Annotated in this window: 29 protein-coding genes; 12 read left to right on the top strand and 17 right to left on the bottom strand. The window is 30.8% G+C overall.

The features are described from left to right. The first annotated feature begins 40 nt into the window (after positions 1 to 40). The 3 genes from Q0975_RS11750 to Q0975_RS11740 all read left to right on the top strand — a co-directional run bounded on the left by Q0975_RS11750 (position 41) and on the right by Q0975_RS11740 (position 2,316). A complete protein-coding gene (locus Q0975_RS11750; RefSeq protein ID WP_299436822.1) occupies positions 41 to 685 on the top strand; it encodes a hypothetical protein in 645 nt (214 codons plus the stop codon). A gap of 524 nt (positions 686 to 1,209) precedes the next feature. Further along, complete coding sequence (locus Q0975_RS11745; RefSeq protein ID WP_299436820.1) at positions 1,210 to 1,698, top strand: sigma-70 family RNA polymerase sigma factor; 489 nt, start codon at positions 1,210 to 1,212, stop codon at positions 1,696 to 1,698. A 6-nt stretch (positions 1,699 to 1,704) separates the two neighbouring features. Continuing rightward, positions 1,705 to 2,316 (top strand): hypothetical protein, encoded by a 612-nt coding sequence (locus Q0975_RS11740; protein WP_299436818.1) that lies wholly within the window; start codon positions 1,705 to 1,707, stop codon positions 2,314 to 2,316. A gap of 81 nt (positions 2,317 to 2,397) precedes the next feature. On the opposite strand, the gene Q0975_RS11735 is transcribed toward Q0975_RS11740, so the two are convergent. Then, on the bottom strand, positions 2,398 to 2,826 hold the full coding sequence (locus Q0975_RS11735; protein WP_299436816.1) for a hypothetical protein: 429 nt from the start codon (positions 2,824 to 2,826) through the stop codon (positions 2,398 to 2,400). Between the two features lie 165 nt (positions 2,827 to 2,991). Between Q0975_RS11735 and Q0975_RS11730 the strand changes: the two genes are divergently transcribed. Beyond that, positions 2,992 to 3,405 (top strand): Dabb family protein, encoded by a 414-nt coding sequence (locus tag Q0975_RS11730; protein WP_299436814.1) that lies wholly within the window; start codon positions 2,992 to 2,994, stop codon positions 3,403 to 3,405. 6 nt (positions 3,406 to 3,411) lie between these two features. On the opposite strand, the gene Q0975_RS11725 is transcribed toward Q0975_RS11730, so the two are convergent. The 8 genes from Q0975_RS11725 to Q0975_RS11690 form a co-directional block, all read right to left on the bottom strand. After that, on the bottom strand, positions 3,412 to 4,065 hold the full coding sequence (locus Q0975_RS11725; protein ID WP_299436812.1) for an SCO family protein: 654 nt from the start codon (positions 4,063 to 4,065) through the stop codon (positions 3,412 to 3,414). 103 nt (positions 4,066 to 4,168) lie between these two features. After that, entirely contained in the window at positions 4,169 to 4,741 is a 573-nt protein-coding gene (locus tag Q0975_RS11720) for a hypothetical protein (protein WP_299436810.1), read from the bottom strand. Further along, a complete protein-coding gene (locus tag Q0975_RS11715; RefSeq protein ID WP_299436809.1) occupies positions 4,742 to 5,509 on the bottom strand; it encodes a YHYH protein in 768 nt (255 codons plus the stop codon). A gap of 86 nt (positions 5,510 to 5,595) precedes the next feature. Further along, entirely contained in the window at positions 5,596 to 6,048 is a 453-nt protein-coding gene (locus tag Q0975_RS11710) for a hypothetical protein (protein WP_299436808.1), read from the bottom strand. A gap of 25 nt (positions 6,049 to 6,073) precedes the next feature. Next, entirely contained in the window at positions 6,074 to 6,376 is a 303-nt protein-coding gene (locus tag Q0975_RS11705) for a hypothetical protein (RefSeq protein WP_299436807.1), read from the bottom strand. A gap of 43 nt (positions 6,377 to 6,419) precedes the next feature. After that, complete coding sequence (locus Q0975_RS11700) at positions 6,420 to 7,010, bottom strand: RNA polymerase sigma factor (RefSeq protein ID WP_299436806.1); 591 nt, start codon at positions 7,008 to 7,010, stop codon at positions 6,420 to 6,422. A 153-nt stretch (positions 7,011 to 7,163) separates the two neighbouring features. Continuing rightward, a complete protein-coding gene (locus Q0975_RS11695) occupies positions 7,164 to 7,487 on the bottom strand; it encodes a metalloregulator ArsR/SmtB family transcription factor (RefSeq protein ID WP_299436805.1) in 324 nt (107 codons plus the stop codon). Beyond that, a complete protein-coding gene (locus Q0975_RS11690; RefSeq protein WP_299436804.1) occupies positions 7,477 to 7,905 on the bottom strand; it encodes an SRPBCC domain-containing protein in 429 nt (142 codons plus the stop codon). The genes Q0975_RS11695 and Q0975_RS11690 overlap by 11 nt, the downstream gene beginning before the upstream one ends. A 374-nt stretch (positions 7,906 to 8,279) precedes the next feature. On the opposite strand from Q0975_RS11690, the gene Q0975_RS11685 reads away from it, so the two are divergent. Continuing rightward, entirely contained in the window at positions 8,280 to 10,019 is a 1,740-nt protein-coding gene (locus tag Q0975_RS11685) for an amidohydrolase family protein (RefSeq protein ID WP_299436803.1), read from the top strand. Between the two features lie 14 nt (positions 10,020 to 10,033). Here the strand turns inward: Q0975_RS11685 and Q0975_RS11680 are convergent, their stop codons facing one another. Next, positions 10,034 to 11,401 (bottom strand): hypothetical protein, encoded by a 1,368-nt coding sequence (locus Q0975_RS11680; RefSeq protein WP_299436802.1) that lies wholly within the window; start codon positions 11,399 to 11,401, stop codon positions 10,034 to 10,036. 193 nt (positions 11,402 to 11,594) lie between these two features. On the opposite strand from Q0975_RS11680, the gene Q0975_RS11675 reads away from it, so the two are divergent. From Q0975_RS11675 to Q0975_RS11665, 3 genes are all read left to right on the top strand, one after another. Further along, positions 11,595 to 12,245: a class I SAM-dependent methyltransferase gene (locus Q0975_RS11675; protein ID WP_299436801.1), complete on the top strand. Its 651-nt coding sequence runs from the start codon at positions 11,595 to 11,597 to the stop codon at positions 12,243 to 12,245. A gap of 55 nt (positions 12,246 to 12,300) precedes the next feature. Next, a complete protein-coding gene (locus tag Q0975_RS11670; RefSeq protein ID WP_299436800.1) occupies positions 12,301 to 12,618 on the top strand; it encodes a DUF6660 family protein in 318 nt (105 codons plus the stop codon). 70 nt (positions 12,619 to 12,688) lie between these two features. Further along, complete coding sequence (locus Q0975_RS11665; RefSeq protein WP_299436799.1) at positions 12,689 to 14,872, top strand: TonB-dependent receptor; 2,184 nt, start codon at positions 12,689 to 12,691, stop codon at positions 14,870 to 14,872. Positions 14,873 to 14,954: 82 nt separating this feature from the next. On the opposite strand, the gene Q0975_RS11660 is transcribed toward Q0975_RS11665, so the two are convergent. After that, positions 14,955 to 15,833 carry a winged helix-turn-helix domain-containing protein gene (locus tag Q0975_RS11660; RefSeq protein WP_299436798.1) on the bottom strand — a complete coding sequence of 293 codons (879 nt, stop codon included), beginning with the start codon at positions 15,831 to 15,833 and terminating at the stop codon, positions 14,955 to 14,957. A gap of 130 nt (positions 15,834 to 15,963) precedes the next feature. Here Q0975_RS11660 and Q0975_RS11655 point away from each other — a divergent pair, with 130 nt between their 5' ends. Beyond that, on the top strand, positions 15,964 to 16,965 hold the full coding sequence (locus tag Q0975_RS11655; RefSeq protein WP_299436797.1) for a YceI family protein: 1,002 nt from the start codon (positions 15,964 to 15,966) through the stop codon (positions 16,963 to 16,965). Between the two features lie 128 nt (positions 16,966 to 17,093). Further along, entirely contained in the window at positions 17,094 to 18,644 is a 1,551-nt protein-coding gene (locus Q0975_RS11650) for a DEAD/DEAH box helicase (RefSeq protein WP_299436796.1), read from the top strand. 36 nt (positions 18,645 to 18,680) lie between these two features. Here Q0975_RS11650 and rlmF read toward each other — a convergent pair whose 3' ends face one another. Then, complete coding sequence (gene rlmF / locus Q0975_RS11645) at positions 18,681 to 19,556, bottom strand: 23S rRNA (adenine(1618)-N(6))-methyltransferase RlmF (protein WP_299436795.1); 876 nt, start codon at positions 19,554 to 19,556, stop codon at positions 18,681 to 18,683. A gap of 547 nt (positions 19,557 to 20,103) precedes the next feature. Between rlmF and Q0975_RS11640 the strand changes: the two genes are divergently transcribed. Continuing rightward, entirely contained in the window at positions 20,104 to 20,712 is a 609-nt protein-coding gene (locus tag Q0975_RS11640) for a matrixin family metalloprotease (RefSeq protein ID WP_299436794.1), read from the top strand. Between the two features lie 207 nt (positions 20,713 to 20,919). On the opposite strand, the gene Q0975_RS11635 is transcribed toward Q0975_RS11640, so the two are convergent. From Q0975_RS11635 to Q0975_RS11620, 4 genes are all read right to left on the bottom strand, one after another. Continuing rightward, positions 20,920 to 21,297, bottom strand: a complete 378-nt coding sequence (locus Q0975_RS11635) for a DUF779 domain-containing protein (protein WP_299436793.1) — start codon at positions 21,295 to 21,297, stop codon at positions 20,920 to 20,922. A gap of 14 nt (positions 21,298 to 21,311) precedes the next feature. Then, positions 21,312 to 22,835 carry an aldehyde dehydrogenase family protein gene (locus tag Q0975_RS11630; RefSeq protein WP_299436792.1) on the bottom strand — a complete coding sequence of 508 codons (1,524 nt, stop codon included), beginning with the start codon at positions 22,833 to 22,835 and terminating at the stop codon, positions 21,312 to 21,314. Between the two features lie 271 nt (positions 22,836 to 23,106). Beyond that, positions 23,107 to 23,526, bottom strand: coding sequence for a DUF2147 domain-containing protein (locus tag Q0975_RS11625; RefSeq protein ID WP_299436791.1), 420 nt, complete (start codon positions 23,524 to 23,526; stop codon positions 23,107 to 23,109). Between the two features lie 162 nt (positions 23,527 to 23,688). Continuing rightward, the gene (locus Q0975_RS11620) at positions 23,689 to 23,880 is read right to left on the bottom strand and encodes a hypothetical protein (protein ID WP_299436790.1); all 192 of its coding nucleotides are present in this window, start codon (positions 23,878 to 23,880) and stop codon (positions 23,689 to 23,691) included. A 129-nt stretch (positions 23,881 to 24,009) separates the two neighbouring features. Between Q0975_RS11620 and Q0975_RS11615 the strand changes: the two genes are divergently transcribed. Next, positions 24,010 to 24,357: a hypothetical protein gene (locus Q0975_RS11615; protein WP_299436789.1), complete on the top strand. Its 348-nt coding sequence runs from the start codon at positions 24,010 to 24,012 to the stop codon at positions 24,355 to 24,357. An 82-nt stretch (positions 24,358 to 24,439) separates the two neighbouring features. Here Q0975_RS11615 and Q0975_RS11610 read toward each other — a convergent pair whose 3' ends face one another. Continuing rightward, entirely contained in the window at positions 24,440 to 25,501 is a 1,062-nt protein-coding gene (locus Q0975_RS11610; protein WP_299436787.1) for an Ig-like domain-containing protein, read from the bottom strand. Positions 25,502 to 25,516 lie beyond the last annotated feature (15 nt).

Below are 25,516 nucleotides of genomic sequence, written 5' to 3'. Positions count from 1 at the left end.
GTTATCTTTAACGACCATATCTGATAAAGGAGTAATGAAGATGAAATCTACAGTTATATCGGTGTTATTAATGTTTTTTGGGATTTCTATAAATGCACAAATAGAAAAACCTAAATCATCTTTAAAAATTGATAATAATAGTAATCTAAGTACTAGTAAGTATAGTCTTACTCCTGGTTTAACGAAACCAAAAAATAATTTTACTTTATATAATAGCCTGGAAGATTCATTGCGATTTAATAGAACGCAAAAACCTTTTGATATGACCGGTGATAATGGTCTTTTAAAGCCAAATCATGGAGTCGTTCCAAAATGGTTCCAAAAAGACAAGGAAATAAAAGAAGAGTATAAAACTGATCAATACTTAGGGGATTTTAAAAGTAATTCAGAATATGTTTATCTCATCTATAGAGATCACCAATCAGTGGATGGAGATTTAGTCAGAATTTATGTAAATGATGATGTCGTTAGATCTAATGTTTATTTGGATGCTGTTTTTCAGGGCTTTAAAATCAACCTTGTTAAAGGATTTAATAAGATTGATATAGAAGCTCTTAATCAAGGAACTTCAGGACCTAATACCGCAGAGTTTCAATTACACGATGATTTAGGTAATGTCGTTACCGCTAACGAATGGAATCTTACCACTGGAGTAAAAGCTACCATTATTGTGGTAAAAGAGTAACACATTTTCTTTTTTATATTTATAAATATATAGTGTTGTAAGATCCTATTCTTACGAGGAACATACATTTTTTATACTATTAATTCCATGTATCAATTCGGTCATAGAATATCACATTCTTAGCTTATCATATCCTAAAAATCTGAGCTCGATATAAAAAAACACTGTTATTCAGTGTTTTACAATCTAAAAGAGTTCCTTCTCCTTGAACGACAGCGCTTAGCGATGGGCGGGAAGGAGCGTTGGAATTAAGAAAAGGGTTTTCATAATAAAAACCCTCACCTTAATACTCTCCCAGATGGAGAGGAAATATAAGGCGATAATTACAAGCAATTAGACTTTGTCTATACATTTTGTTACATCGAACTCATGTTAAAAATAATTTCTTTAATTATTTATTCTCTTCAGTTTTATCAGTATTTGCAGGCTATTGAATATATTTAGTTTAATGTTTCCATAATTTTTTTGAAATATTTTGTGATTTTTTGAAAGCATAGGATACTAATTATAAAAACAAACTCAATATGAGTAAAAAAGAAGAGTTTACTCGGATTATTAAGGACAATGAAGGTGTTATTTTTAAAATAACAACCATCTATACGGATCAATCAGAGGACCAACAGGATTTATATCAAGAAATCGTGTATCAATTATGGAAAGCCTATGATACATTTAGAGGTGACTCAAAAATAAGTACCTGGATGTATCGAGTTGCTCTAAACACTGCAATTACACGATTAAAGAAAGAAAAACGAAATGGTAGTAGAGTAGGGATAGATCAGGTAATATTGAAGCAAACAGAAAATTACAATACTGAGTTCGAGGAGAAATTAAAGGTTCTTTATGCTTATATCAAGATGCTTAATGATTTAGAAAAAGGATTAATTCTTTTGCTATTAGAAGGGAAGAAATATGAAGAAATAGCTTTGATTACAGGGTTAACCCCATCAAACGTAGGCACTAGAATATCTAGAATTAAACAAAAACTGAAAACTCAAATAGTAAAAAAATAAAGGGCTATGGAATTAGAAGAAATGCAAGAAGTATGGTCTGAAATAAGTGGCCAATTAGAAAAACAAAAAAAATTAACTGATAAAATGATTATTATGATGACACAAGAACAATACAAGAAAAAATGGAATAAAATTGCCTATCCCGAAATATTTGGAACAATTATTTGCTTCAGTGGTGCAATATTAATTTTTGCTAATATTGCTAAATTAGAAACTTGGTACAATATTTTATTTGGTATTTCATCTGCTATCATTTTACTGGTTTTACCTATACTATCATTAAGATCGATTAGTAAAATGAGTGGAATTAATTTCTATAAAAACAGTTATAAGGATACATTAATACAGTATACAAAAAACAAAAAACAATTCCAGTCCGTCCAAAAAACTTCATATTATTTAAGTTTTTTACTACTATTCTTAATCCTGCCTGTAACTTCTAAAATAATGGGAGGAAAAGATATGTTTACTGGTATAAAGAATATTTGGCCTTTGTTAATCTTTATTCCTATAGGAATTGTTTTTTTTGTGTTTTTCACCAAATGGGTACGCAAATGTTATGGAAAAAATATCAATGAAGCAGAAAGTATACTAAAGGACTTACAAACTGAAGAATAGTTTCTAACTTCTTTTTAAAAAGAAACCAGTATCTAATTAAAGATACTGGTTTTTAGTATTTTATTCGTTTAGTTGTTATGTTTATGAAATCCAGTTTTTTGATTTGGAAAATCTTGAAAACCATAACAGGAAGGCACATATTACAATTACCAAAATAGGCATATATAATCTTTGACCAGTTAACTCAATAAAATCCTGTATAACGAAATTATATACCTGTTGAGCGATCACGGCTAAAAATGATATTGCAAAAAGAAGGATTGCTAATTTCTTTTTTAGTAGAAGAGCAACGCAGCCTAAAAGCCCAGAAAAAACTGCAATTGCAAAAACTGCTGTAACCCAAGCAGGTTGATTGTTGTAAAAATTTTGATCAGCTTCTGTCATTGCATTAAGTATTTCTTCTGTCATGTAAGCTTGCCCCAAATATGCCATTACTCCCATGATATTCCATATTAAAGCGATAATACCAATGATCCAAAACCAAATAGGTAGTTTGTTAGTTGTATTCATAATGTATTGATTATTGAGTTGTTGTACTAACAAGTTATGCAGAAACCTTTTAAAATACAAATAGTTTCTTTATTGTAATTTTTAAAATACACCTATTGTCACTATAGGTAAGTAAATAAATGTAATGTTTTTGTATTTTTATCAGGTAACTAATCTTCACATAAAATGAAATCTAAGATAAACTTGATATATATATACAGACTATCTGTGTTCTTGCTTTTAATTGGTGTTATGTTTTCTTGTAAAAAGGAATCGGATACGTTTGATAAAAACTTTGTGCACACTGTTTACATATGGCTTAAAAACCCTAATAATCAAGAAGACAGAAGGCTTCTTGAAGAATCTCTAGATAAGTTTCTAAAAACGTCAAAATATGCTAAAACGAATTTTGTAGGAACTCCAGCAGGAACCGACAGAGAAGTGGTTGATAATTCGTATACCTATGCAATTGTAGTTACTTTTTCATCCAAAGAAGAACAAGATTTGTATCAAAGTGAGGAGGCGCACTTGTTATTTATTAAAGAATCATCTCCGTTATGGAATAAAGTACAGATATACGATTCTATAGGTTTAGATTAATGGTAATTAGACTTCTTTTTTTAGAATTTCTATATGTCTAATAAGTCTTTTGACATCAATTTCTATAGTGCCATTATAAACACCTCTTATATGACCTTTGGGATCTACCAGAATAAAGTTTTCTGTATGAATAAAATTATCTGAGTCTTGGGTTTTAATAAAATCCTCGTCAGCAAAATAACCTTTTCGAGCTATAGTATACAATGAATCTTTATCTCCAGTGACTACGTTCCACTTAGGGTGTTTTATGTTATTTTTTGAAGCATATTCCTTTAATCTATCTACAGTATCCATCCAGGGCATTACTGTATGAGATAATAACATAATAGTATCATCATTTCCGTAATATTCCTGAAGTGAAGACATATTTTTTGTTAGTTTAGGACAAATACCTGGACAAGTAGTAAAAAAGAAATCTGCTATATATATTTTACCATCATAAGTTTTGTTGGTAATGGTATCTCCATTTTGATTCAAAAATGAAAACTTTGGAATTTTGTGCGTTCCTTTATCCCAATTCGGAGTGAAATCCATAGAGTTAAAATATGGTAAATGAGACACGATTTTTTTATTAGTACTGTTTGTATCAATTTTTGATTTCTTGTCGTTGGTACAAGAAAAGAAAACTGTAATTATTACTATTGCAAAATATTTTGTCATTGATTTCAAATATTCTTATTCTAGGGTTAATTTAAAAGCTCCCAATCAAAAATTTTGGGCATAGGTAAGGGGCAAAATATAGGATTATTTCCAAATACTATTATTAGTTTATTTTATTGCTTCCAGTCGTTACACGATAACACTTTTTTAAACCAATTAATCCAAAACGTTCACCGTTGACCACCTCATAGTTGGCTTTTATATTTCCGTTCTTTTTCCACAAACGTTGAGAACCTGATTCTTTTCCGTTTTGATAATTAAAATCTCTATAAATTTGTCCAGTATTATACCATTCTTTTACACTACCGTTATATTGTCCTTTCTTATTAAAATGGTACTCAAATTTTTTACTTCCATTTTGCCACCATCCTTTATGAACATCTATTTTTAGACCCTTACGATAGTATCTTTCTATTGAGATAGTGTCGTTTGGATACCATTGTGTTTCATATCCGTGTTTTCTACCTTTTAAGTATTGAATTTTAGAATTTAATTTTTGATTTGAAAAATATGAGACTACAGATCCGGAAAAAGGAGATTTTTTATAATGTAAAACTCCGTTTTGTAACATTAATTCCGGATCTGAAATCTCTACTCTTATTTCATTGTTATTGTTCTGACAGGCAATAAGTGCAAAAAATAAAACAATGACAATATGAAATGTTTTTGTATTCAATTAATTAGAAATATTTCCTGCAGTTCCATAATATCCATTCCCATTAAGATAAGGGTCTTCACTTGTAATGTGGTAATGATAAATTCCATCAGGGAAATCTGCTGTAGGTTCATTGTGACCGTGATATTCATCTAAATCAGCATTTGTAATTTCGTTTCCATTTTCTATTGGTCCATATACAGGAAATCCATCAGCTAATAATCCTAAAAAAGCATCATCACCGAATTGATCCGTTAAATACGTTGGTTCTATATGATAATGATATTGACCAGACATTTGTGGATGACCCAACCATTGATCAAAAGAATCAATCTCATTAGTTAATGGTTCATCTGGTCCAGCATATTGGTTATAAAACGCAACTCCGTTTCTCGAAATTCCAATAGGTCCAAGCCCAGTAGCGGCATGTGTAGTTGCTTCAGCAGGATTTAACGTAATTGTAAATACTATATTCTGAGAAGAAATTGTATTTGGGTTTAATTGAAAATTAGTATTCGTTCCATTATAAGCTTCATATAAGGGATTATTAGTAGGCCAATATGGACTTGTATGATTCGGTACGCCTTCTGTAGTGAATGTAACTGTATTTCCATTAACTTCATAAGATAATCCTGTTCCATTAAACTTATTTAAAATGGAAGTAATATCATAATCGGTAGCTATAGGGTCAATTGTTTCATCTGTATCTCCGTTATCATCACCAGAGCAAGCAACAAAAATTGTAGCAGATAATATAATCACAAATGATAATTTCTTTAAGTTTTGCATAAATATGAATCTTTTGATTTAATCTTTAGATACCTTTTAAAAGAAAAACTTGCGTCACCCATAAAAAAATCAAGAATTGTAAAATTCTAATGTTTCGGCGGATGTTGTCGTCTTGGTCCTTTATGTAATGCTCCTTTAATAATTTTATTAAATTTAGTTTTTTGCTTTTGATCACAAATAGTAAAAATTGCTTTAAAATGATAGAAGGTAGCGATATCCTTTTCCTTTTCCTTTTGACCAATAAGATCAGTAATAGAATCAATTATAGAAGAATCAACCAATTCAGTAGATAAATTACTGAATAATTGATCTTTTAATCGTTTAATATTTCTATGAATAGCCCTAGTTTTTTTTCTATGGTTTTCATTTAGTATTTCAAACTTTTCCATCTGCGCATCATCAAATTGAAGTTCTTGTGCCATAAAATCACCAGGATGTTTTCTGTTTTTTTGCGGTTTTTGCAAAATCATAAAAATAAAAACAACATTAATAACTATAAGAAAAGCTAAAAGAATATATAAGATATTATTTTTTTTCACTGGTTTTGATTTAGTATTTCTCACTTTAATTAAAAAGAGATTCATTTATGGAAAGCTCATAATTTTGTGCAAAATTAGATACATTCTCATCATAGTTAGACTTATTGTACTGTGCTATTACATATACATTTAGTAGGACGATACACGTTAATGTTATCAGTTGATATTTTGGTGTGAACCAACTAAAAATCGAAATCTCTTCTTTTTCATTAAATAAACGATTCATCATCTTTTCTCTTAGAAAAGGGGATGGTTGCACTTTAGAAATGGTTTCGGTGATTTCTATTGTTTGTTCTACTTGATTCTGTATGTGATTTTTTGTTTTCACTTTTAAATATAATGGTTCTTATTTCTTTAGATGATATTATTTTCTAAAACTTGCTGTTATTGTCATTTTTATAAAAATCATATAATAGTTTTTGTAAATTCTTTTTTGATCTAAAGAGCAATGACTCTACAGAGGATAAACTTTTGTTGGTTATTTCACAGACTTCTTTATATGATAATCCATCAATTTTATTCAGAGTAAATACTATTTTTTGATCTTTAGGTAATCTATTAATTGCGCTGAATAAAATTTCTGACCTTTCTTTATTTTCTATCAAAATACCTGGATGGTTAAACTCAGTAAAACTTAACGTCTTATCGACTGTTATGTCATTATTAAAAAGGTTTTGTAAAATAGCAAAGCGTTTTTTCGTATTATTTTTCCTAATAAATTCTAAACTCTTATTGACCGATATTCTGTAGATCCAAGTTGATAATTTTGATTTACCACGAAATTTATGAATTGAATTATAAATCTCAACAAAAACTTCTTGCGTAAGGTCTTCAGCATCTTCTTTATTGGGAACAAACGAAATACAAGTACTAAAAACTTTTTGCTCGTAATCGTTTAATAACTTGCCAAAAGCTTTTTGTTGTCCTTCTCTTAATAATAGTATAAATTTTTGTTCGTTCAATTAGGTAGTTTGGTTTAACAATTTACAAACTATTTCGATAATTCATAATCATCTTCTGAGGTATATAATCACAACTCCCGTCTAAAACTTTATAGACGGGAGATATAGTTGTTAATGGAAATACTTGTAATTAAATAAAATGTATACAACAGTTTAAGCTTTTTCATCTAGATAAGTACCCAGATTGCTTAGTGTGTCATCCCAGAATTGTTCATAGAATTGTAACCATTGATTTACTTCTTTTAGAGGTTTGGTATCTGCAAAACAAAAGCGTTCTCGTCCTTTGGAATTGATTTTAACCAAACCAGCATCCTCTAATGTTTTTAGATGTTTGGTTACTCCTTGACGACTCATCTCAAATTGACTGGATATATGAGTAATCGGTAAAGCACTAGCTGCTATCACTAATGCATGAAATATTTCGCGTCTGGTTGGATCCGCAACCGCTTTGAGAATTTTAGTTATTTTATCCTGCATGTACTTCCTTTGTTAAATATCCGGAAAGTTCGTTAATGCAGTTATCCCATCCACCATTAAAACTAGTAAACATGGTAACAGCCGTCTCGCCGATGTAATTAGAAATACCTGAGTGTTCTAAATACAGTTTAGTACCTCCTTCAATTTTTTCTAATTGCCACTTAACAGTAGTCTCTATATTTGTGTTTCCTACAATCCAAGTATAAATTAATGTATATGGCGTAGCTTGTTTTACAGTACCCGTAATCTGCTCACAGTTTTCTTTATCTGGTGAGTTGAAGGTGTAGTTGTAACCAACTTCTGCTTTGAAATCTGTTGGAATAAACCAAGTAGAGATTTCTTCCGCAATGGAAATGGCATTCCAAATTTTGTCAATTGAATGTTTAAAAATGTGTTCTTTAACGATTTGATCTTTCATTGTATAAGGTTTTAAAATTAAACTAAAAACGCAACTAGTTGGTTGCAAATATAGTGAATAAAATTTAATAAGCAACTTTTTAGTTGCGTATTAATGAATTGAATTTTGCATCGTTATTGATAAGGGTAGAGGAATGTTATCTTAAAAACAATTATTATAATTTTTTTAAATGAATATTTCTGATTAATTTAATACGCAATAATCGTCAGTTTATTTCCCCAATTTTTTAGAGCTATATATTGGAAGTCCCATTTTTACTTTCACATTAGCAATATCCTGTTTTATTAATTATACAGGGTTTTGGGTATGTTTTTATGTAAGATGTTTTCCGATATTGTATTTAGTAAATTACGGATAATAAAACCATCAAACATATGTCATCGCCTAATAAGAAACCGGTAATAAATTGTCATACGCACATTTTTAGAGGAGAGCACGTTCCTCCGTATCTTGCTAAAACATTTGTCCCTTGGCCATTGAGTTATTTACTTAATACTTCATTGATCCTTAAGTTATATAAGAATAGTATTCGAAGTAATAGTAAAAAATATCAAGATCCATACATAGAAAAAAGGCGCAAAAGAGTAATTAAAGCCATAAAGTTAAGGAGAAACAAAATCCTTTCTGGATTTCTGTCTTTGACAGGAATGATACTCACAATTCATGTATTGTTTATTCTATTTAGATGGTTATCACTAATTTTCAATCCTGAGCAAAACGAAATAATAGGGTATATCATTAAACTTCAGACTTGGTTGATAGATCATAAAATGTTGTTTCCTATAAGAAATGTATATCTGCAAATTCTTATCTCTGTTATTTTATTTAGTTATTTTAAAAGTGGACGAAATCTAATTTGGTTTATTCTTACTAGAACAGTCAAGTTTTTTTCTATCCTTCCGGGTAAAATGACAAAAGATTTATTGGAAAGATATTTATTATTAGGTCGTTTTACTTTATATAAAAATCAAAGTAGAATTTTTTCCTCAATGAAAGAACAATATACTCCAGGAACAAAATTTATTGTATTACCAATGGATATGGAGTATATGGGAGCTGGAAAATTAAAACCTGAGAATTCTTACCAACATCAGATGAAGGAATTGGCAGATATTAAAGAAAGTAGCACTAATAAGGATGCATTTCTTCCGTTTGTTTTTGCTGAGCCAAGAAGAATAAAAGAAGAAAAGGATCATCTTAAATATACTTTTAATAATGGTAAGGTAACATTGCAAGATTGTTTTATTAAAGAATATATCGAGGATAAAAAGTTTGATGGATTTAAGATTTATCCGGCTTTGGGATATTACCCATTTGACGAAGCGTTATTGCCATTATGGAAATATGCGGCTGATAATGGTATACCGATAATGACACATTGTATTAAAGGAACTATTTTTTATAGAGGATCAAAGAAAAAAGAATGGGAATCTCATCCGGTTTTTAAAGAAATAGTGAATCTTAAAAATGAGATTTATGAACCATTATTATTACCACAACCTAAAAACAAAGATTTTTCTTTAAATTTTACACACCCAATGAATTATTTGGTACTGTTAAAAGAAGAATTATTACGAATTTTAGTAAGTCAGTGTGATCAGGATATTAAGGAACTTTTTGGATATAAAGATCTAAATACCGAATTAGCTTATAACCTATCTCATTTGAAAATTTGTTTTGCTCATTTTGGAGGAGAAGATCAATGGAATAAATATCTAGAACTGGATCGGTATGGGTATAGTAATGAATTAATCAAAGAACCAGATACAGGCATAAATTTTATGTACACTTCTGATAATAGGTTTAGTTGGAAAAAACTTCAGGATTGCTGGAAATATGTCGATTGGTATTCAATAATCTGCAGTATAATGTTACAACACGATAATGTATATGCAGATATTAGTTACATATTACATGACGAAGGAATATTTCCTTTATTGAGGCAAACGATTAATCATCCTAAATTAGGAAAGAAAGTTTTATTTGGAACTGATTTTTATGTAGTTAGAAATCATTCCGCAGAGAAGAATCTGGTTGCTACAACAACGGGTAATTTGACTGTAGAAGAATTTGATATTATTGCACGGGATAATCCTGCGAAATTTTTGTCTTAATCTTAATCTTAATCTTAATCACAGCTGGTCGTGCTATACCATTTAGCTATGGTATTTTCTGCGGGTTTGAATCTAGGAGAAAAGTCTAGGTTAGTAGGAGCGTTTTCTTTTTTTGATCTCGTGTTCCATTGCCATATATATGTTCCTGCGAACCAAGATTTACCCCATAGTTCTTCATATAATGCTTGATATGCGATTTGTTGAGTTTTATCAGACTTTTGTTTTGACAAAACACTTAGTGCAGAACCCCATTCCCAAGGCCTTATGGTTCCCGAAGCTTCACTTTTGTATCCTATTTCGGTAAATAATATAGGTTTATGATGCTTTTTTGATAATAACTCCAGCATATCTATATGCTTTTTCCAACCTTTTTTAACTGTATTAATGTCTGGATGAGATCCTTCAGTTAAAGGAAAATAAGCCTGAATACCTATATAGTCGAGTTCATCCCAAAAATCTAGATATTCATATTCTCCATCCCAATTTGCTGCGTATGTAAGTTTACCTTTATAGATTTGTTTAATTTCCTTGACGAGAGATTTCCACTGTTCTGGCTGAGCCTGCAGAGAACTTCTTAACTCTGTACCTATACAAAGTAACTCCGTATTAGTTTTAGCAGCCATTTTGGCGTAATGGATTATATTTACACGATAGGATGCAAACCAAGTATCCCAATCAGTACTGTTAGATTGTGTTACATTAGATCTCCATCCAGAGCTTAACCAAAGATGTGGTTTCAGCATTATGTGAATATTCTTTTCTTTAAGTTCTGTGATCGTTTTGATAAATAAACTATCCCTTCGCGACCATTGACCGACCTTTTTTGGTTTTCTCATTTCTAATGTCTGTTCATCTTCTTGATCTAAAAATGGAACCACAGCAACCCATTCTATGTTAGATCTAATTAGATCATCAATAGCAGCAGTATTATCATCGTTCCAACCGAATACAGTCATTCCACGATGTTTGCCATCGACTGCATATAAATTATTAGAAATACCACTTTTATTTTCTACAGAAGGAATCCAGTCATATTGAAAATTCTCTGAACTATTTTTAATTATAATGAACTTGAAAGCACCAAATAGAATCAAAGCAGGAGTAAATAATTGTAATGAAAAACGAGTTATCATTACTCTAAAACCTTTCTTTTTTTGTATTCGTATGAAGTATCTGAAAATTAAAAAGGAAACATATAATATTAAGAACAGTGTATGTATCGCTATGATGAAATTTATTCTTGTTAAAGCTTCTCCAAAATAACCTAAAGAATCTAAAAAAGTAACCCCAGATATGGTCATGGCTCCAATAATAAAAAGAACTAGACTTAGTAGCCAGGTACTTATGTATACTTTTAATGCTGAAAATAATTCCTTTCTCATGGATTAAGTTAACTACTATAATAGATTAGAATAATAATAAAAATGTAATCATACATAGTTTATAGGTTAATATCACTTTTTAAATGTAAAAAAAATATAAACTTTTCATAAAAATGTATTTACAACTTAATTAAGCTGTATTTTGATTCTGGTAACCATCTAAAAATCAGTGTCAACATAAAATGTAGAATATATGAGTTTGCATAAAAAGTTTTTGGTGTTATTAGTTTTAATTGGTTTTAACAGTAGTTATTCGCAATATAAAGAGAACGATTGGGAAGAGAGAGATGCCTGGATGAAGGTGTCGGAGATATTTAAAATTGCAGAAATCAATCCAGGCAGTATTGTTGCGGATATAGGTTGTCATGAAGGATATTTGTCAATTCATATAGCTAATAAAGTAGGGGAAACAGGACAGGTTTATGCTGTAGATGTAAGAAAAGATCGGTTAGAGAAACTAGATGAGCATCTGAAGAAACGAAAACTGAAAAATGTAAAAACTATTTTAGGAGATTATGATGATCCAAAATTACCAGATAATTCATTGGATGTTGTAATCATTTTGGATACATATCATGAAATGGATGATTATAAAGAAATATTAGCTCACGTTAAAAAAGCTCTTAAACCCGAAGGGAAGATCGTACTCATAGAAAAATTCAAAAAACACTTGCTTAATAAATCAAGAGATGAACAAACAGATGCACATACCTTAGCGATGCATTATGTAAAAGAAGAATTACAAGAAGCTGGTTTTACTATTAAAACAGAAATTAAAGACTTCGGTAGATGGAAAAAAGAAGAAGATAAACGGATATGGATTTTAGTTGGGGCGAAATTGTAATTTGTAAAATTTTGCAACCCGATTGGATTAGATTTCATTTATCTTTGTATACGAAATGAGGTTTTCTACAATCATATTATCTGTTTTTATATTAGGCTTAACGATTATGCCTTGTTCCGATGTGTTTAATTCTGAGCATCAAGAGGAAGTTTTATTTACGGATACTCATGATCATTCTCAAGATGAAGATGATTCGTGTTCATCAATATGTATATGTGCATGTTGTGGAGTAACTATTACATATGAGTTGTTAAAACAATTTAAAGTAGCAACAAGGACTGGTATCATTTCCAAAAAGGATTTGTTGTATCAATCAGAGTATACTTTTTATTTCCTTTCTAATATATGGCATCCGCCTCAATCAATTAGCTAATACATAATAGGCTTTTACATAATAGTAGTCTTGGATTAAATTTAGCAAATTAAAAACACAAAATTTTAGAATGAAAAAAATAATATGGAGCATAATGCTCTCTATATCACTATGTGCATATGTTAATGCGCAGACGAATACGTTAAAAGTAAAGATACTAGCAGCATCCAATAGCGAACCCCTTATTGGAGCTACTATTTATGCAAAAACATTAGAAAAAGGGGCTGTTACCGATCTTGATGGTATGGCCAGAGTTGATGGACTTCCTAACGGAACTTATGACTTTACAATATCATTTTTAGGTTTTGAACCTCTGGAAAGAAAGATAGAAATTCCATATGCTGATATATTAATCATATATCTTAAGGAAGATGGAGAGGCTTTAGAAGAGGTTGTTTTACAATCAAATCGTAGTACCCGTACTATAAAAAGAATACCAACAAGAATTGAGTTTATTGGAGCAGAAGAACTGGGTGAGAAAAATGCCATGAATGCTACCAATATTTCTATGGTTCTTAGAGAAAGTACAGGTATCCAAATGCAGCAAACATCGTTAAGCAGCGGGAATTCTAATATTAGAATTCAAGGATTAGATGGACGATATACTCAGTTACTAAGAGATGGATTTCCTTTGTATGGAGGTTTTTCTAGTGGATTAAGTATTATGCAAATACCTCCTTTAGATCTGAAACAATTCGAAATTATAAAAGGAAGTTCCTCTACTCTTTATGGAGGAGGAGCTATTGCAGGATTAGTCAATATGATTTCTAAAACACCAGAAGAAGAAGCTGATCTAGATATTATGCTTACACAAACACATGCACTGGGAACAACGGGAAATGTTTTTTATAGCAAACGAAATAAAAAATTTGGAGTCACGCTATATGGATCAGGTCATTACCAAAAAGCGTATGATCCGGAAGATGATGGATTCAGTAATCTACCTTTGACGAAATCTGTATCGATTAATCCAAAATTGTTTTATTATCCATCTGATGAGACTACGTTTTGGTTTGGTGTAAATGGAACTTATGATGATAGAATCGGAGGAGTTATTGATAGGATCGAAAATGATGGGAATAATAATCTGTACACAGAAGAAAATATTTCTAAACGTATTAGCACACAACTAGTTTATACAACGGAAATAGATTCTGTAAGATCATTAAATATAAAAAATAGTTTTGCATATTTTAATCGAAATCTTACTGTTCCAAGCTTAAACTTTAAAGGAGATCAGTTTAACTCATTTACAGAAATAACTTATCATAAACAAGGCACAAGGGCGGATTGGATTTTAGGTGCAAATTTATATACCATTGATTTTGATGAGGAATCTAGCACTTTAGAACGCGATCAGAAAGATATAACGGCAGGATTATTTATAAACAATATTTACGATTTTTCTGATAACTGGATATTAGAAACTGGTTTTAGGGCAGATTATGCAAAAGATTGGGGTTTTTTTCCATTACCTAAAATATCATTACTTTATAAATCAAACAATTCCTTTTCTAGTAGAATAGGTGGAGGATTAGGATATAAAATCCCGGATATCTTTACTGAAGAAGCTGAATTTATTAATTTCAATAATGTGTTGGCAATTGACAAAGATGCTTTGGATGCAGAACGTTCTTATGGAGTAAATCTAGATTTCAATTATGAAACTTTCCTTACAGATGAAATAGGTTTTTCTATAAATCAATTGTTTTATATGACAGCAATACAAGAAGGTCTATTGTTAACAGATACTAGTACAGGTTTTTTTCAGTTTGAAAATGCGCAAGATGATATCGTAAGTAAAGGTGCAGAAACTAATATCAAGTTCACCTATAAGGATTTTAGATGGTTTCTTAATTATGCATTTATTGATACACGTTTAAATTATCTTAATGGTAATCCTCAAAAACCACTTACAGCAAGAAATAATGCCGGTAGTGTGGTTATGTATGAGAATGAAAAATGGAGAATAGGTTACGAAACGTACTATACAGGAAAACAGTTACTTTCTAATGGAACTGAAACAACAGATTTTATTACAATGGGATTATTAGGGATGCGTAATTTTAGCTGGGGAACAGTTTTTATTAACTTCGAAAATTTCACAGATAGAAGACAAAGCAGATTCTCTCCATTAGTATTACCTCCAACTACTGATCCAACTTTTACAGAAATTTATGCGCCTACAGATGGATTCATATTTAGTGCAGGTATTATTATAAAACCTTTTGGACAAAAAGAAGAACATCATTAATAGATATAATCAAGGATGCCTTGTAAAAAACACAAGGCATCCTATACGTTTGATAGATCTATGATTGATCCTAATTTTTTTTTTAGGTTGTTATTTCTAGTCTATAACCTACACCATGAATGTTAACAATTTTCACATCAGAATCTTTACCGAGTTTTTTTCGTAGTTTAGAAATAAACATATCCAGACTTCTACCCACAACAACACCATTATCCTCCCATACTTGTTTAATTAGTAGTTCTCTTTTAACAATTTGGTTAGGATGTTGTGCAAAAATACTCAGAAGTTCACTCTCTTTAACCGTTAATGTAATTTCATGTCCATCTTTACTTAATTTCTGTTCATTAGGATGAAATAACAGATTACCTATCGGGATGTGATTAGAAGTAACTACCGCAATATTTTCTTTAAATTTCTTTTTGAATAAGGTAGTACCTGTAATCAAAAGAACAAGCAATACTAATAAGGATAGGGTATATGTGTTACTCAAAGCGCCATATAGAGAAGGAATTTCTTCTTGTAACATAATAATCTGAATGGTATAACAACTCACAGGAAGTTTTCTACCTAAACAAGGAATTTCATTATCTTTTAAAGGCCCTAGAATTTCATAACTATAGGATACTTCCTTAGTTTTGCATTGAATTACTTCAGTAATATAATTCTCAGGAAGTCCTGTTTTTTTTAATTCAGCATCAATAATAGAGACTAAAGTTTCTGGATCAATAGCTAATTCTTTTTCAAAAGATAATTCAAATGTATAATCAGAAATTTCTCTTATTGGTAATACCAATGATAGAGGATCATTATTCTTCAATAATAATTTATTACCAACAGCTCTTAGAGCGACTTTTATTTTTTCAGGATAAAGTGAATCTTCTTTTGGAGAAAAGCTATGCATTGTCATTACCACGATTAGTAAGACAATAGTTATTTTTAATATTTTAATAATGTTTTTCACTCTAAAAAGCTTCTTATTTACAAATAACGGAAAATTTACTTTTACGATACACTTTTTTACAATTGATTTAGCATAGTAGCGTATGCTGTGATCTAATTTTGTTATAACTAAAATTAAAATAATGAAATTGATGAAAGACAATCAAAAAAATCAAAGGAATCAAAACAATAAAGCGAATACGAATAGTATTAAAATGTATCTAGGTGTAATCATAGTCATATTCATATTTTCATGTTCAAAAAAAACAGATTTTATCACCACAGAATCTGGACTTCAATATAAAATTGTCAAACCGGGTGCAGGTATGGCAGTTGTAAAAGGACAAGAAGTTCTTATTCATGAAACTACAAAATACACTAATGACTTTATAGTTTATACTTCTAGAGATAGACCAGAACCTCTTAAAATTCTAGTAGGAGGTAATCAGGTTATAAAAGGTGTTGATGAGGGTCTGTTGGGAATGCAAAAAGGAGAGATCCGAAAACTTATTGTTCCACCTTCTTTAAGTAAAAGAATGGGGAATATGACATTTCCACATCCGGATTCTACATTACTTTATGATATTGAATTAATAGATATTGTAGAAAAGAAAACAATTGCTGAAGTGAAAAAGGGAGATGCTTTGAAAATAGATAAAGAAAAAAGTATTCTTAAGTGGGAAGGTTTTAATAAACTACAAAGTAATGGACATTATGGAAAGGTTTCTTTTCATAGTGGGGAATTCTATAAAGATGAAGGAAAGCTTATTGGAGGTGATTTCGTAATAGATATGAATACGATAATAAATACGGATGGAGAATATAGTCAGTCCCTAATAGATCATTTAAAAAATGAAGATTTTTTTGAAACGAATACATATCCAACAGCATCACTTAAAATAACAAGCATAAAATATACTGATGATTCTAATATATCTTTGGTAGCTAATCTAACAATTAAAGATGTACAACAGCCTATAGAATTTGATGCTCATATAACGTATAATGATGAAAAACTAGTCTTTGCTTCAAAGTTTATAATAGATAGAACACGATGGAATATGTTTTACAGATCTGGTAGCATTTTTGATGGTTTAGGTGATAATTTAATCTCAGATGAGATACATTTCGAGGTAACAATTATAACAGAATAATTAGCTGTAGATATCCAGTTTTATTCATTTAAAAACAAATTGAAAAAAAATAATCTCATATTTTATGATAAATATTCTGCAAAAATGCATAAAAGGAAGTAGTTTTGCAGCCCTAGAAATCAGAAAGTATGTCGGAGTCAACTACAGAATTACAAGAGAAAAAAAGAGGAAAAGATTTATATAGCTATCAAAAAGGAGCCATTAATAAAATTTTTAAAAGTTTTGAAGATGCTCCGGAAGATTACCACCTATTATATCAATTACCAACTGGAGGTGGAAAGACAGTTATTTTTTCTGAGATAGTAAGACAATACCTAAAGCATCATAACAGAAAAGTACTAGTGATGACGCATCGTATAGAATTGTGTAAGCAAACATCTAAGATGCTTACAGGATTTGGTGTTGATAACAAAGTAGTTGACAGTAAGGCGAATCTGGAAGATCAAGATAGGTATAGTTGTTTTGTTGCTATGGTAGAAACCTTAAATAATAGGTTAAATGAAGGTAAGTTAGATATTTCTGATATTGGGCTAGTAATTATTGATGAAGCACACTATAATTCTTTTACGAAGTTATTTAAGTTTTTCGAAAAGTCCTTTATTCTAGGAGTTACGGCCACACCATTAAGTTCGAATATAAAATTGCCAATGAAAGACAATTATAACGAACTAATTGTTGGTGAAACTATAGAGTCTCTAATCGAGAATGAATTTTTGGCCAGAGCAGAGGTGTTTGCATATAATATGGGATTAACTTCTCTAGAAGTAGGATCTAACGGGGATTATACCGTAAAATCTTCTGAGGATTTATATACCAATAGTACCATGTTAACGCAGTTGTTACAAGCGTATGAAAAGCATTCTAAAGGTAAGAAAACCTTAATATTTAATAATGGTATTAATACATCATTACACGTTTTTGATACTTTTAGATCGGCTGGATATCCTGTAGCGCATTTAGATAACACAGCTACTAAAAAACAAAGAAAACAGATTCTTGAATGGTTTAAGGAAACACCTAACGCTATTTTGACTTCTGTAAGTATTTTGACAACTGGATTTGATGAGCCTACAGTGGATACCATTATCCTAAATCGTGCTACAAAATCATTGACTTTGTATTATCAGATGATCGGTCGTGGTTCCCGAATCCTAAAGAACAAATCTACATTTAATGTTATTGACTTAGGAAACAATCATCATCGATTTGGTCCTTGGGGAGCTGATCTAGATTGGCAAAAAATATTTAATTCGCCTGATTATTATATGGATAAACTCCTTAATGATGAGGATATCGAAAATAAATTCAGACATGAAATGCCCGAAGAATTAAGAGCTGAATTTGCCAATTCTGAAGAGGTATACTTTGATATTAAGGAAACCTATAAAGATTCTGTTAGAAAAGGAGAATCCTCTAAAGTCGTTTTGGAAAGATCAATAACACAACACGCAAAGATTTGTATAGAAAATAGTGAGGATGTATACGATGCTTTAGCTTTAGCAAAAATGCTAGGTGAAGATATAGACCATAGGATACAAAGTTATGCTAAGTGTATCAGTAGAAGTACCTATAATTTTTTATCTTGGTTAAAGGATGATTACCGAAAAAAGCTGAATGCATATTTAAGAGAAAATTTCGATACTAAATTTGAAGAAATTCACGGTAGACCTCCAGAATAAGTTCTTTTTGCTGGAATCGTTTAAAAATAGAATCTCTTATTCTTTCGGGAATTTCCAGGCAACAAATCGACTTTGTTTTTTTCCTTGAGACATCTCTACTGTTTTATGAACAGCTTTTAATTTATTGAGTTGTTTGTAGATTTTGGATAGATTTTCTTTTTTAGATACCAAAGTTGTAAACCAACCAACTTGAGTTTTAAAGAGTATACTTTGCTTGATCATTCGTTTAATAAATAAAGCTTCTCCGCCATTACACCACAGTTCATTGGCTTGACCACCAAAATTTAGTTCAACAGATTTGATTTGGGTATCACCTGAGGATAAGTTTTTTAGTTTTCGCAATGTACCTTTGGTAGCTTCTTTTTCTGATGAATGAAAAGGAGGATTACACATAGAAAAATGGTAATATTCTTTAGGTTTAATAATACTTTCGAATATATGGGCATTATTCGTTTGATGCCTTATTTCAATATTGTTTTTTAAATCTGTAGTAAGATCAATAGTTTCTTTAGCAGTTTTAACTGCTACTATATTAATATCTACGCCTACCATTTTCCAGTTATAAATTTGCGATCCCAGAATTGGATAAATACAATTAGCACCAACACCAATATCTAATCCTTTTATTTGATCACTATTAGTATTTTCCTTAAGTAGATCTTTTATATAATGGATGTAATCAGCTCTTCCAGGAATAGGAGGACAGAGATAGTTTTCAGGAACACTCCAGTCATTCAAATGGTAATGATGCTTTAGAATAGCTCTGTTTAACTCTATTACCGCTTGATTATCAGAAAAATCAATACTCTTATTACCATAAGAAGTTATCAAAACATGATTTGATAATTCTTGATGAGTAACACATAGAGCGTCAAACTCATAAGATGAATTATGAATGTTGTTAGGATGCAAAATAAAACCAGAATTAGTAAGCTGTAAATATATAGATTATAATTTCTTTTTTGAGCGATTCAAAATATTATGAAAACAGATTTTATGTGTCAGGCTTATTCTTTTGATATGTTAACAATCCTAATCATATACTTTATCTCGTTTTAACTCTAATAAAGTGTTAATTCCCTTAAAAAAAATCAAAATTAATACATTTGTAAACCCTATGAAATACTATAAGTGATGTTTTTCGTTATAAATATAGGGGGAAAATTCCCTGTTTCTATATCTTTTTAATGACTATATTTACATGAATTATTCGTCAAAGATATTCTCACACAAACTTAATTATAGTGCGATAAGTATTGATATTGCGTTATAGATTGGCTTACCTAAAATTCGATTTGAGCGAAATCATACTTCGATGATTTATAGTTTTTGTTGCTACGACTATAATCAGAATTACCCATATATAACAAGCTCGAAAGATGTATTCAATTGTGCTTCATAGCGCTGGGAATGCGTAGGACTCATTAACAGAAAATGTTTAATATCTAATATTCAATTTATGAAGTCATTTGTAGCAACGCTTGCCTTTTTGTTTTTTATTTCTTGTAATGTAGAAGATGATTATGTTCCTTTTCAGATTGAGCAAGTTTTTTCTAATACCCTAGAACAAACCATCAAAGTAGATATCATTTATATCCAACCTTCTGTGGTATCCAACCAATCTTCTTATAATTTAGATGAAACAGATTTTATTAATAATTTAAATGGAAGCTTTTTTCATAGATATGGTATAGGTTTAGAAAAAGGAGATATTGCAATCATGATAGACGATGAATTATATGATTTAAGAGATAATGGAGGAGAAGAGACAAGGGTATTCTTAGCCCAAACACAGAATTCATATAATAAAAACAGGATAACCATATATATTATGAAGAGAGCTAATACATTAACAATAGCCGGAATAGGAAAAGATCAAAGAGTTTTAATTACTGATGAGTTTTTATATACACCGACAGCACCTCATGAAATTGGTCATTCTTTAGGTTTGTATCATTCTACAATAGAGGGAAATATCATGAGTAAATTTAGACCCCATATGAGAAAGGATTTCACAAATGAACAAGTTGATAAAATAAAAAACACGATGAAAAAAATGGAAATTTAATAGGACGTTCTTTATACTATGAGTGTCATCCAGTTAATTTTTCTTTTTATTTATAAAGTAATTTCTACCAGGTATCAGTTTTTAATTGAAGGCAAGCATGTGATCTAATAGCACTCTGTAGAATTATTTTAATAGCTATTGTTTTAAAAAAAAACAGCCTGTTTTTAGCAGCCTGTTTTCTTATGATTTTAAGATCTCTGTAAATTGTTATACCATCTCACCAATATGAATAGGACTCAATTCATTGCTTTCTTTGTCACTGTATATTCTGGATTTAATGATAAATCTAATTCCCATAGGAATTTCCAAAGAAAAACTAGATCCACGACCTTCTACCACGTCTACAGTTAATTGTGTATGCTTCCAGTATTCAAATTGATCTGAAGACATGTAGAAATTGCAGTTATGTATGGTTCCTAACCAAATATCAGTTTCGTTGATCATCAATTCCCCTTTTTCAAAACACATAGGCGATGACCCATCACAGCATCCTCCGCTTTGATGAAACATCAATTCCCCATGTTTCTTAGTAAGGGTATCAATCACAGCCTTTGCAGCCTCTGTAATCTTAACACGTGACGTCATATTAACAGTTTATTTTAGAAGAACCCCATTGGTTTCTTGTCATAAGAAATAAGCATGTTTTTAGTCTGACGATAATGGTTAAGCATCATTTTATGATTTTCTCTGCCGATACCAGATTTTTTGTAACCTCCAAATGGCGCATGAGCGGGATATGTGTGATAGCAATTAACCCATACACGACCAGCTTGTACTGATCTGGATATCTGATAAGCTTGATGCATATCACGAGTCCAAACACCAGCACCTAAACCATAAAGAGTGTCATTAGCAATTTCTATAGCTTCAGCCTCATCTTTGAAAGTAGTTACACAAGCTACAGGACCAAAGATTTCTTCCTGAAAAACACGCATTTTATTATTTCCTAACAATAAAGTAGGTTCAATGTAAAAACCATTTTCTAATCCTTCTACATAAGCAGCTTTACCTCCTGATAGTACTTCGCATCCTTCATCTTTACCTATATTGATATAGTTAAGGATCTTTTCGTACTGATCGTTTGACGCTTGTGCTCCCATCATGGTTTCTGGATCCAATGGATGTCCCAGTTCGATTGCTTCCGTGCGTTCTATAACGCGTTCTATGAATGCATCATAAATGCTTTCCTGAATTAATATTCTGGATGGACAGGTGCATACTTCTCCTTGATTGAGAGCAAATAACACAGCGCCTTCAATACATTTGTCAAAAAACTCATCATCTGCTTCCATAATACTCTCAAAAAAGATATTTGGAGATTTACCACCTAGCTCCAGTGTAACGGGAGTTATATTTTTAGAAGCGTATTGCATGATAAGTTGACCAGTTGTAGTCTCACCTGTAAAGGCTACTTTTTTTATTCTGGTACTAGAAGCTAATGGTTTTCCTGCTTCAATACCAAATCCATTTACTACATTAAGGACACCGTCAGGGAGTATTCCTTCAATCAATTCCATAAGGATCATAATGCCTACAGGAGTTTGTTCTGCTGGTTTTAATACTACGCAATTTCCGGCTGCTAGAGCAGGAGCTATTTTCCAAGTAGCCATTAATATAGGGAAGTTCCAAGGAATGATCTGACCAACAACACCTAATGGCTCTAAGATGTTAACCGACAAAGTGTTATGGTCTAACTCACTAGCCGATCCTTCTTCTGCGCGAATTACACCTGCAAAATATCTAAAATGATCAATAGCTAGTGGGAGATCGGCTGCCAAAGTTTCACGTAGTGCTTTTCCATTGTCCCATGTTTCGGCACGAGCCAGAGTGTCAAGGTTTTTCTCGATTACATCAGCAATTTTTAATAAGCAATTACTACGAAAGGTAGCAGAGGAATTATTCCACTCTGGAGCGGCTTTCCAGGCTGAGTCAATAGCGAGTTCAATATCTTCTTCAGTTGATCTAGCAATTTTTGTAAAACTGGTTCCATCAACAGGAGAAATGTTGTCAAAGTATTGGCCTTTAACAGGAGCGGTCCATTTTCCACCAATATAATTGTTGTATTGGTCTTTGAAGTTAGGTCTTCTTACCTTACCTTTTGGGGTTGGTCTTACGATACTCATAGTAATAATAGAATTAAAAGGGTTAAAACGGTTGTTAGAATAGGAATTCTAGTGGTTTGCCAAACAAAAAAGATGTAATGCATTGACAATAAAGGACGTACCTTTAAATATACTATATTTTTAAGAATTTTTTCGAATGAAAATTGTTAATATTATCAATTATTTTATGTGATAAAAAAAGTGATAAACTATGGTAATAGTACGCATAGAATCTAGTAGATCTTATAATCTAAAAAGAGAATTAATAGGAGGTAAGTAAGGGATGTTTTAGTTAGTGATTAACTCTTTTTGCCTCAAAGGTTTTGAATAAAAAGCCCTTATAAGCCCTGATATAACAAGTATCTGTATTATCCGTATCGATCCAGACTTTCACTGTATATGTTTTTCCACTATCCGCATTATAAATTGTTCCTCCGGACAATTCTCCATCTTCAAAATTTAAGTCATTAAGTATATCCATACCCAATAATGGACGCTGTCTAAGATTATGATCAGGATTATTATTATCTAAACCATTAAGGTTGGAAATTGGACGCTCAGCACGTTTATTTATTTTTCCGTAAAAACGATTTCCATCTTTATATATTTCTATAATAGATCCACCTTCTATTTGCCATTTTCCGATATAGGTTTCTGGAGTGATAGAGGAATTATATAGGAAAGACAAGAAAACAATGAAGATAAATCTCATTAAAAAGTATGTTGTTTAGATTGGTTTTTTTATTGAAAGATAAGTATAAAAGTTTGATTATAATTTCTCCAATCACCTAAACGAGTATTATCGATTAATAAGTAAGTCAAGCAAAAAACACGTATTGAGAATAATAATTGTAAGTAAAATATTGGTGATCAGTTATTTGTACTTATCTATAATATCTTTTATGTCTACCTCCATATAATCAGCAATTCTTTGCAGTCTTTCAAAGTCTTTTGCTAGGTTTTTACGTTTTACAACATAATCTCCAGCCTGTGGGCTTACTCCTAAAGTTTTAGAAATCCCATATACCGTTTTAGTTCCCTTACTTTTTTTGAGAAGCCTTTTCAAGTTCTTATTTACCATAATTCAAATATACATGTGTTTTTTTAATATTCAAATAAAATTTTATTAAAAAAATATTTGAATAATCAAATTATATATGTATATTCGTCGAAACGTAACCAAAAATCATCACCTATGAAACTCTTACTTATTACTGCATTATTTTGTGTGTCTTTAGGGTATGCAACAACAAACTCGGAGAATGAAAAAGAAAAAAATAAAAAAGCGGAGAAAAATGTTAAAGAGGAAAATTCTTTAGTCTCTAAAAATTTTCATTCAGTTAAAAGATGGAAAATAACAATTGAGTACACTAATGGAGAAGTGATTGCTAAAACGATTACTCTGGATAATAATCCGACTATTAGCCCTATGGAAAATGCTTTTCTTGAGGCAGAAAAATATATGAAAACATTAAAAAATGTGAATAGCTATAATGTATCTCCAGTTTCAAGTAATTCATTCGTGCTTTTAGCTGGAAACTAAAAACCCTAAATGAGTCTCAAAACTACTATTGAGATGAAATACCTACTTATATGATAAAAAAGGCAGTGAAAACTGCCTTTTTTTATTTTATTATAAATTCTAACTTATAACTCTCAATAGGAATTTCTTTGTCCGATATAGTATGTAATTCATTATCAAATAATCGGTAAAGATTGTTTCCTGCTAAATCTTCAATACCTGCATCAAAATGAACCTCGTAACTATCCTTTTTCCAAGGCTCTTTTGGTTTAAATGCTATTACTTTTTCTTGATTCAAAAGATCCCAAGTACCTGTGACTTCTTGATCATTACTATTGAGAATAGTAATATTATTCAGACTACTTCCATAATCTATTGGTTCATCACATTTAATTAGGAGATTGCCTCTAGAATTAGCTTCAATAGAATTAATTTCCCAAGTATTTATTGCTAGTTTTACTCTATCCGTATCCGTTATTAGAAAAGGGTGTATAAAATCTTTTTGCATGGATACACCTTTATTATCTTTAATATTTTTGGAAATTATCAAAGAATAATTTTCTTGATTATTAAAAACAGGACCTAGTTGTTTATTGGGAATGAGATCGCGTTTCTGTCTTCCTGGTTCTATCCATAGGGTTAGGAGCGTGGCATTATCAGAAATCAAAGCATTCTCTAAACGAAGCACCACTCTTGATAATGTATCTCCAGATGCGTTTACGAATTTTATATGATCATATATATGAGCCGTATTAATAGGTTTTGAAAACCTGATATACCATTTTAAAAGGTTAGAAGGTAATCTAGAAGAAGTAGGATATATTTTGCTTACTGATAGGAATTCATAATTTTCGGGAACTGGCAATGAAAAATGTGTTATTGTATGATTATATAATACAGTATATTTTTGGTTCCATCCAAATGGTACTATAGGTATGAAATGAATTTCTTTTTCTTTTTTAACGATTTTTCCTAGAATCGAAGTGGTGACAGGTAACTGATCTTCAGGAATCTCTCCTTTAAATACAAGAATATTTTCTGTAATTACTTCACTATTTGAAATGGTTATTTGATTTTCATTAAAAATAAACTCCAGTGATGTTTGAGCAAACATTTCTGGAGCTATACTTATAAGGGTCCATAGAATACAGATGAGATTCTTCACTATAAAATATCAATT

The organism is uncultured Aquimarina sp. (genome assembly GCF_947500065.1).
Taxonomy (GTDB): Bacteria; Bacteroidota; Bacteroidia; order Flavobacteriales; family Flavobacteriaceae; genus Aquimarina.
Note: the sequence above shows the minus strand (reverse complement) of the source record. Positions and strands in the feature narration are given on the sequence as shown.

Coding starts and splice junctions, on each gene's coding strand:
- Q0975_RS11750 (WP_299436822.1), top strand. CDS start 41: ATGAAATCTACAGTTATATCGGTGTTATTAATGTTTTTTGGGATTTCT.
- Q0975_RS11745 (WP_299436820.1), top strand. CDS start 1,210: ATGAGTAAAAAAGAAGAGTTTACTCGGATTATTAAGGACAATGAAGGT.
- Q0975_RS11740 (WP_299436818.1), top strand. CDS start 1,705: ATGGAATTAGAAGAAATGCAAGAAGTATGGTCTGAAATAAGTGGCCAA.
- Q0975_RS11735 (WP_299436816.1), bottom strand. CDS start 2,826: ATGAATACAACTAACAAACTACCTATTTGGTTTTGGATCATTGGTATT.
- Q0975_RS11730 (WP_299436814.1), top strand. CDS start 2,992: ATGAAATCTAAGATAAACTTGATATATATATACAGACTATCTGTGTTC.
- Q0975_RS11725 (WP_299436812.1), bottom strand. CDS start 4,065: ATGACAAAATATTTTGCAATAGTAATAATTACAGTTTTCTTTTCTTGT.
- Q0975_RS11715 (WP_299436809.1), bottom strand. CDS start 5,509: ATGCAAAACTTAAAGAAATTATCATTTGTGATTATATTATCTGCTACA.
- Q0975_RS11695 (WP_299436805.1), bottom strand. CDS start 7,487: ATGCAGGATAAAATAACTAAAATTCTCAAAGCGGTTGCGGATCCAACC.
- Q0975_RS11690 (WP_299436804.1), bottom strand. CDS start 7,905: ATGAAAGATCAAATCGTTAAAGAACACATTTTTAAACATTCAATTGAC.
- Q0975_RS11685 (WP_299436803.1), top strand. CDS start 8,280: ATGTCATCGCCTAATAAGAAACCGGTAATAAATTGTCATACGCACATT.
- Q0975_RS11680 (WP_299436802.1), bottom strand. CDS start 11,401: ATGAGAAAGGAATTATTTTCAGCATTAAAAGTATACATAAGTACCTGG.
- Q0975_RS11675 (WP_299436801.1), top strand. CDS start 11,595: ATGAGTTTGCATAAAAAGTTTTTGGTGTTATTAGTTTTAATTGGTTTT.
- Q0975_RS11670 (WP_299436800.1), top strand. CDS start 12,301: ATGAGGTTTTCTACAATCATATTATCTGTTTTTATATTAGGCTTAACG.
- Q0975_RS11665 (WP_299436799.1), top strand. CDS start 12,689: ATGAAAAAAATAATATGGAGCATAATGCTCTCTATATCACTATGTGCA.
- Q0975_RS11655 (WP_299436797.1), top strand. CDS start 15,964: ATGAAAGACAATCAAAAAAATCAAAGGAATCAAAACAATAAAGCGAAT.
- Q0975_RS11650 (WP_299436796.1), top strand. CDS start 17,094: ATGTCGGAGTCAACTACAGAATTACAAGAGAAAAAAAGAGGAAAAGAT.
- Q0975_RS11640 (WP_299436794.1), top strand. CDS start 20,104: ATGAAGTCATTTGTAGCAACGCTTGCCTTTTTGTTTTTTATTTCTTGT.
- Q0975_RS11635 (WP_299436793.1), bottom strand. CDS start 21,297: ATGACGTCACGTGTTAAGATTACAGAGGCTGCAAAGGCTGTGATTGAT.
- Q0975_RS11630 (WP_299436792.1), bottom strand. CDS start 22,835: ATGAGTATCGTAAGACCAACCCCAAAAGGTAAGGTAAGAAGACCTAAC.
- Q0975_RS11625 (WP_299436791.1), bottom strand. CDS start 23,526: ATGAGATTTATCTTCATTGTTTTCTTGTCTTTCCTATATAATTCCTCT.
- Q0975_RS11615 (WP_299436789.1), top strand. CDS start 24,010: ATGAAACTCTTACTTATTACTGCATTATTTTGTGTGTCTTTAGGGTAT.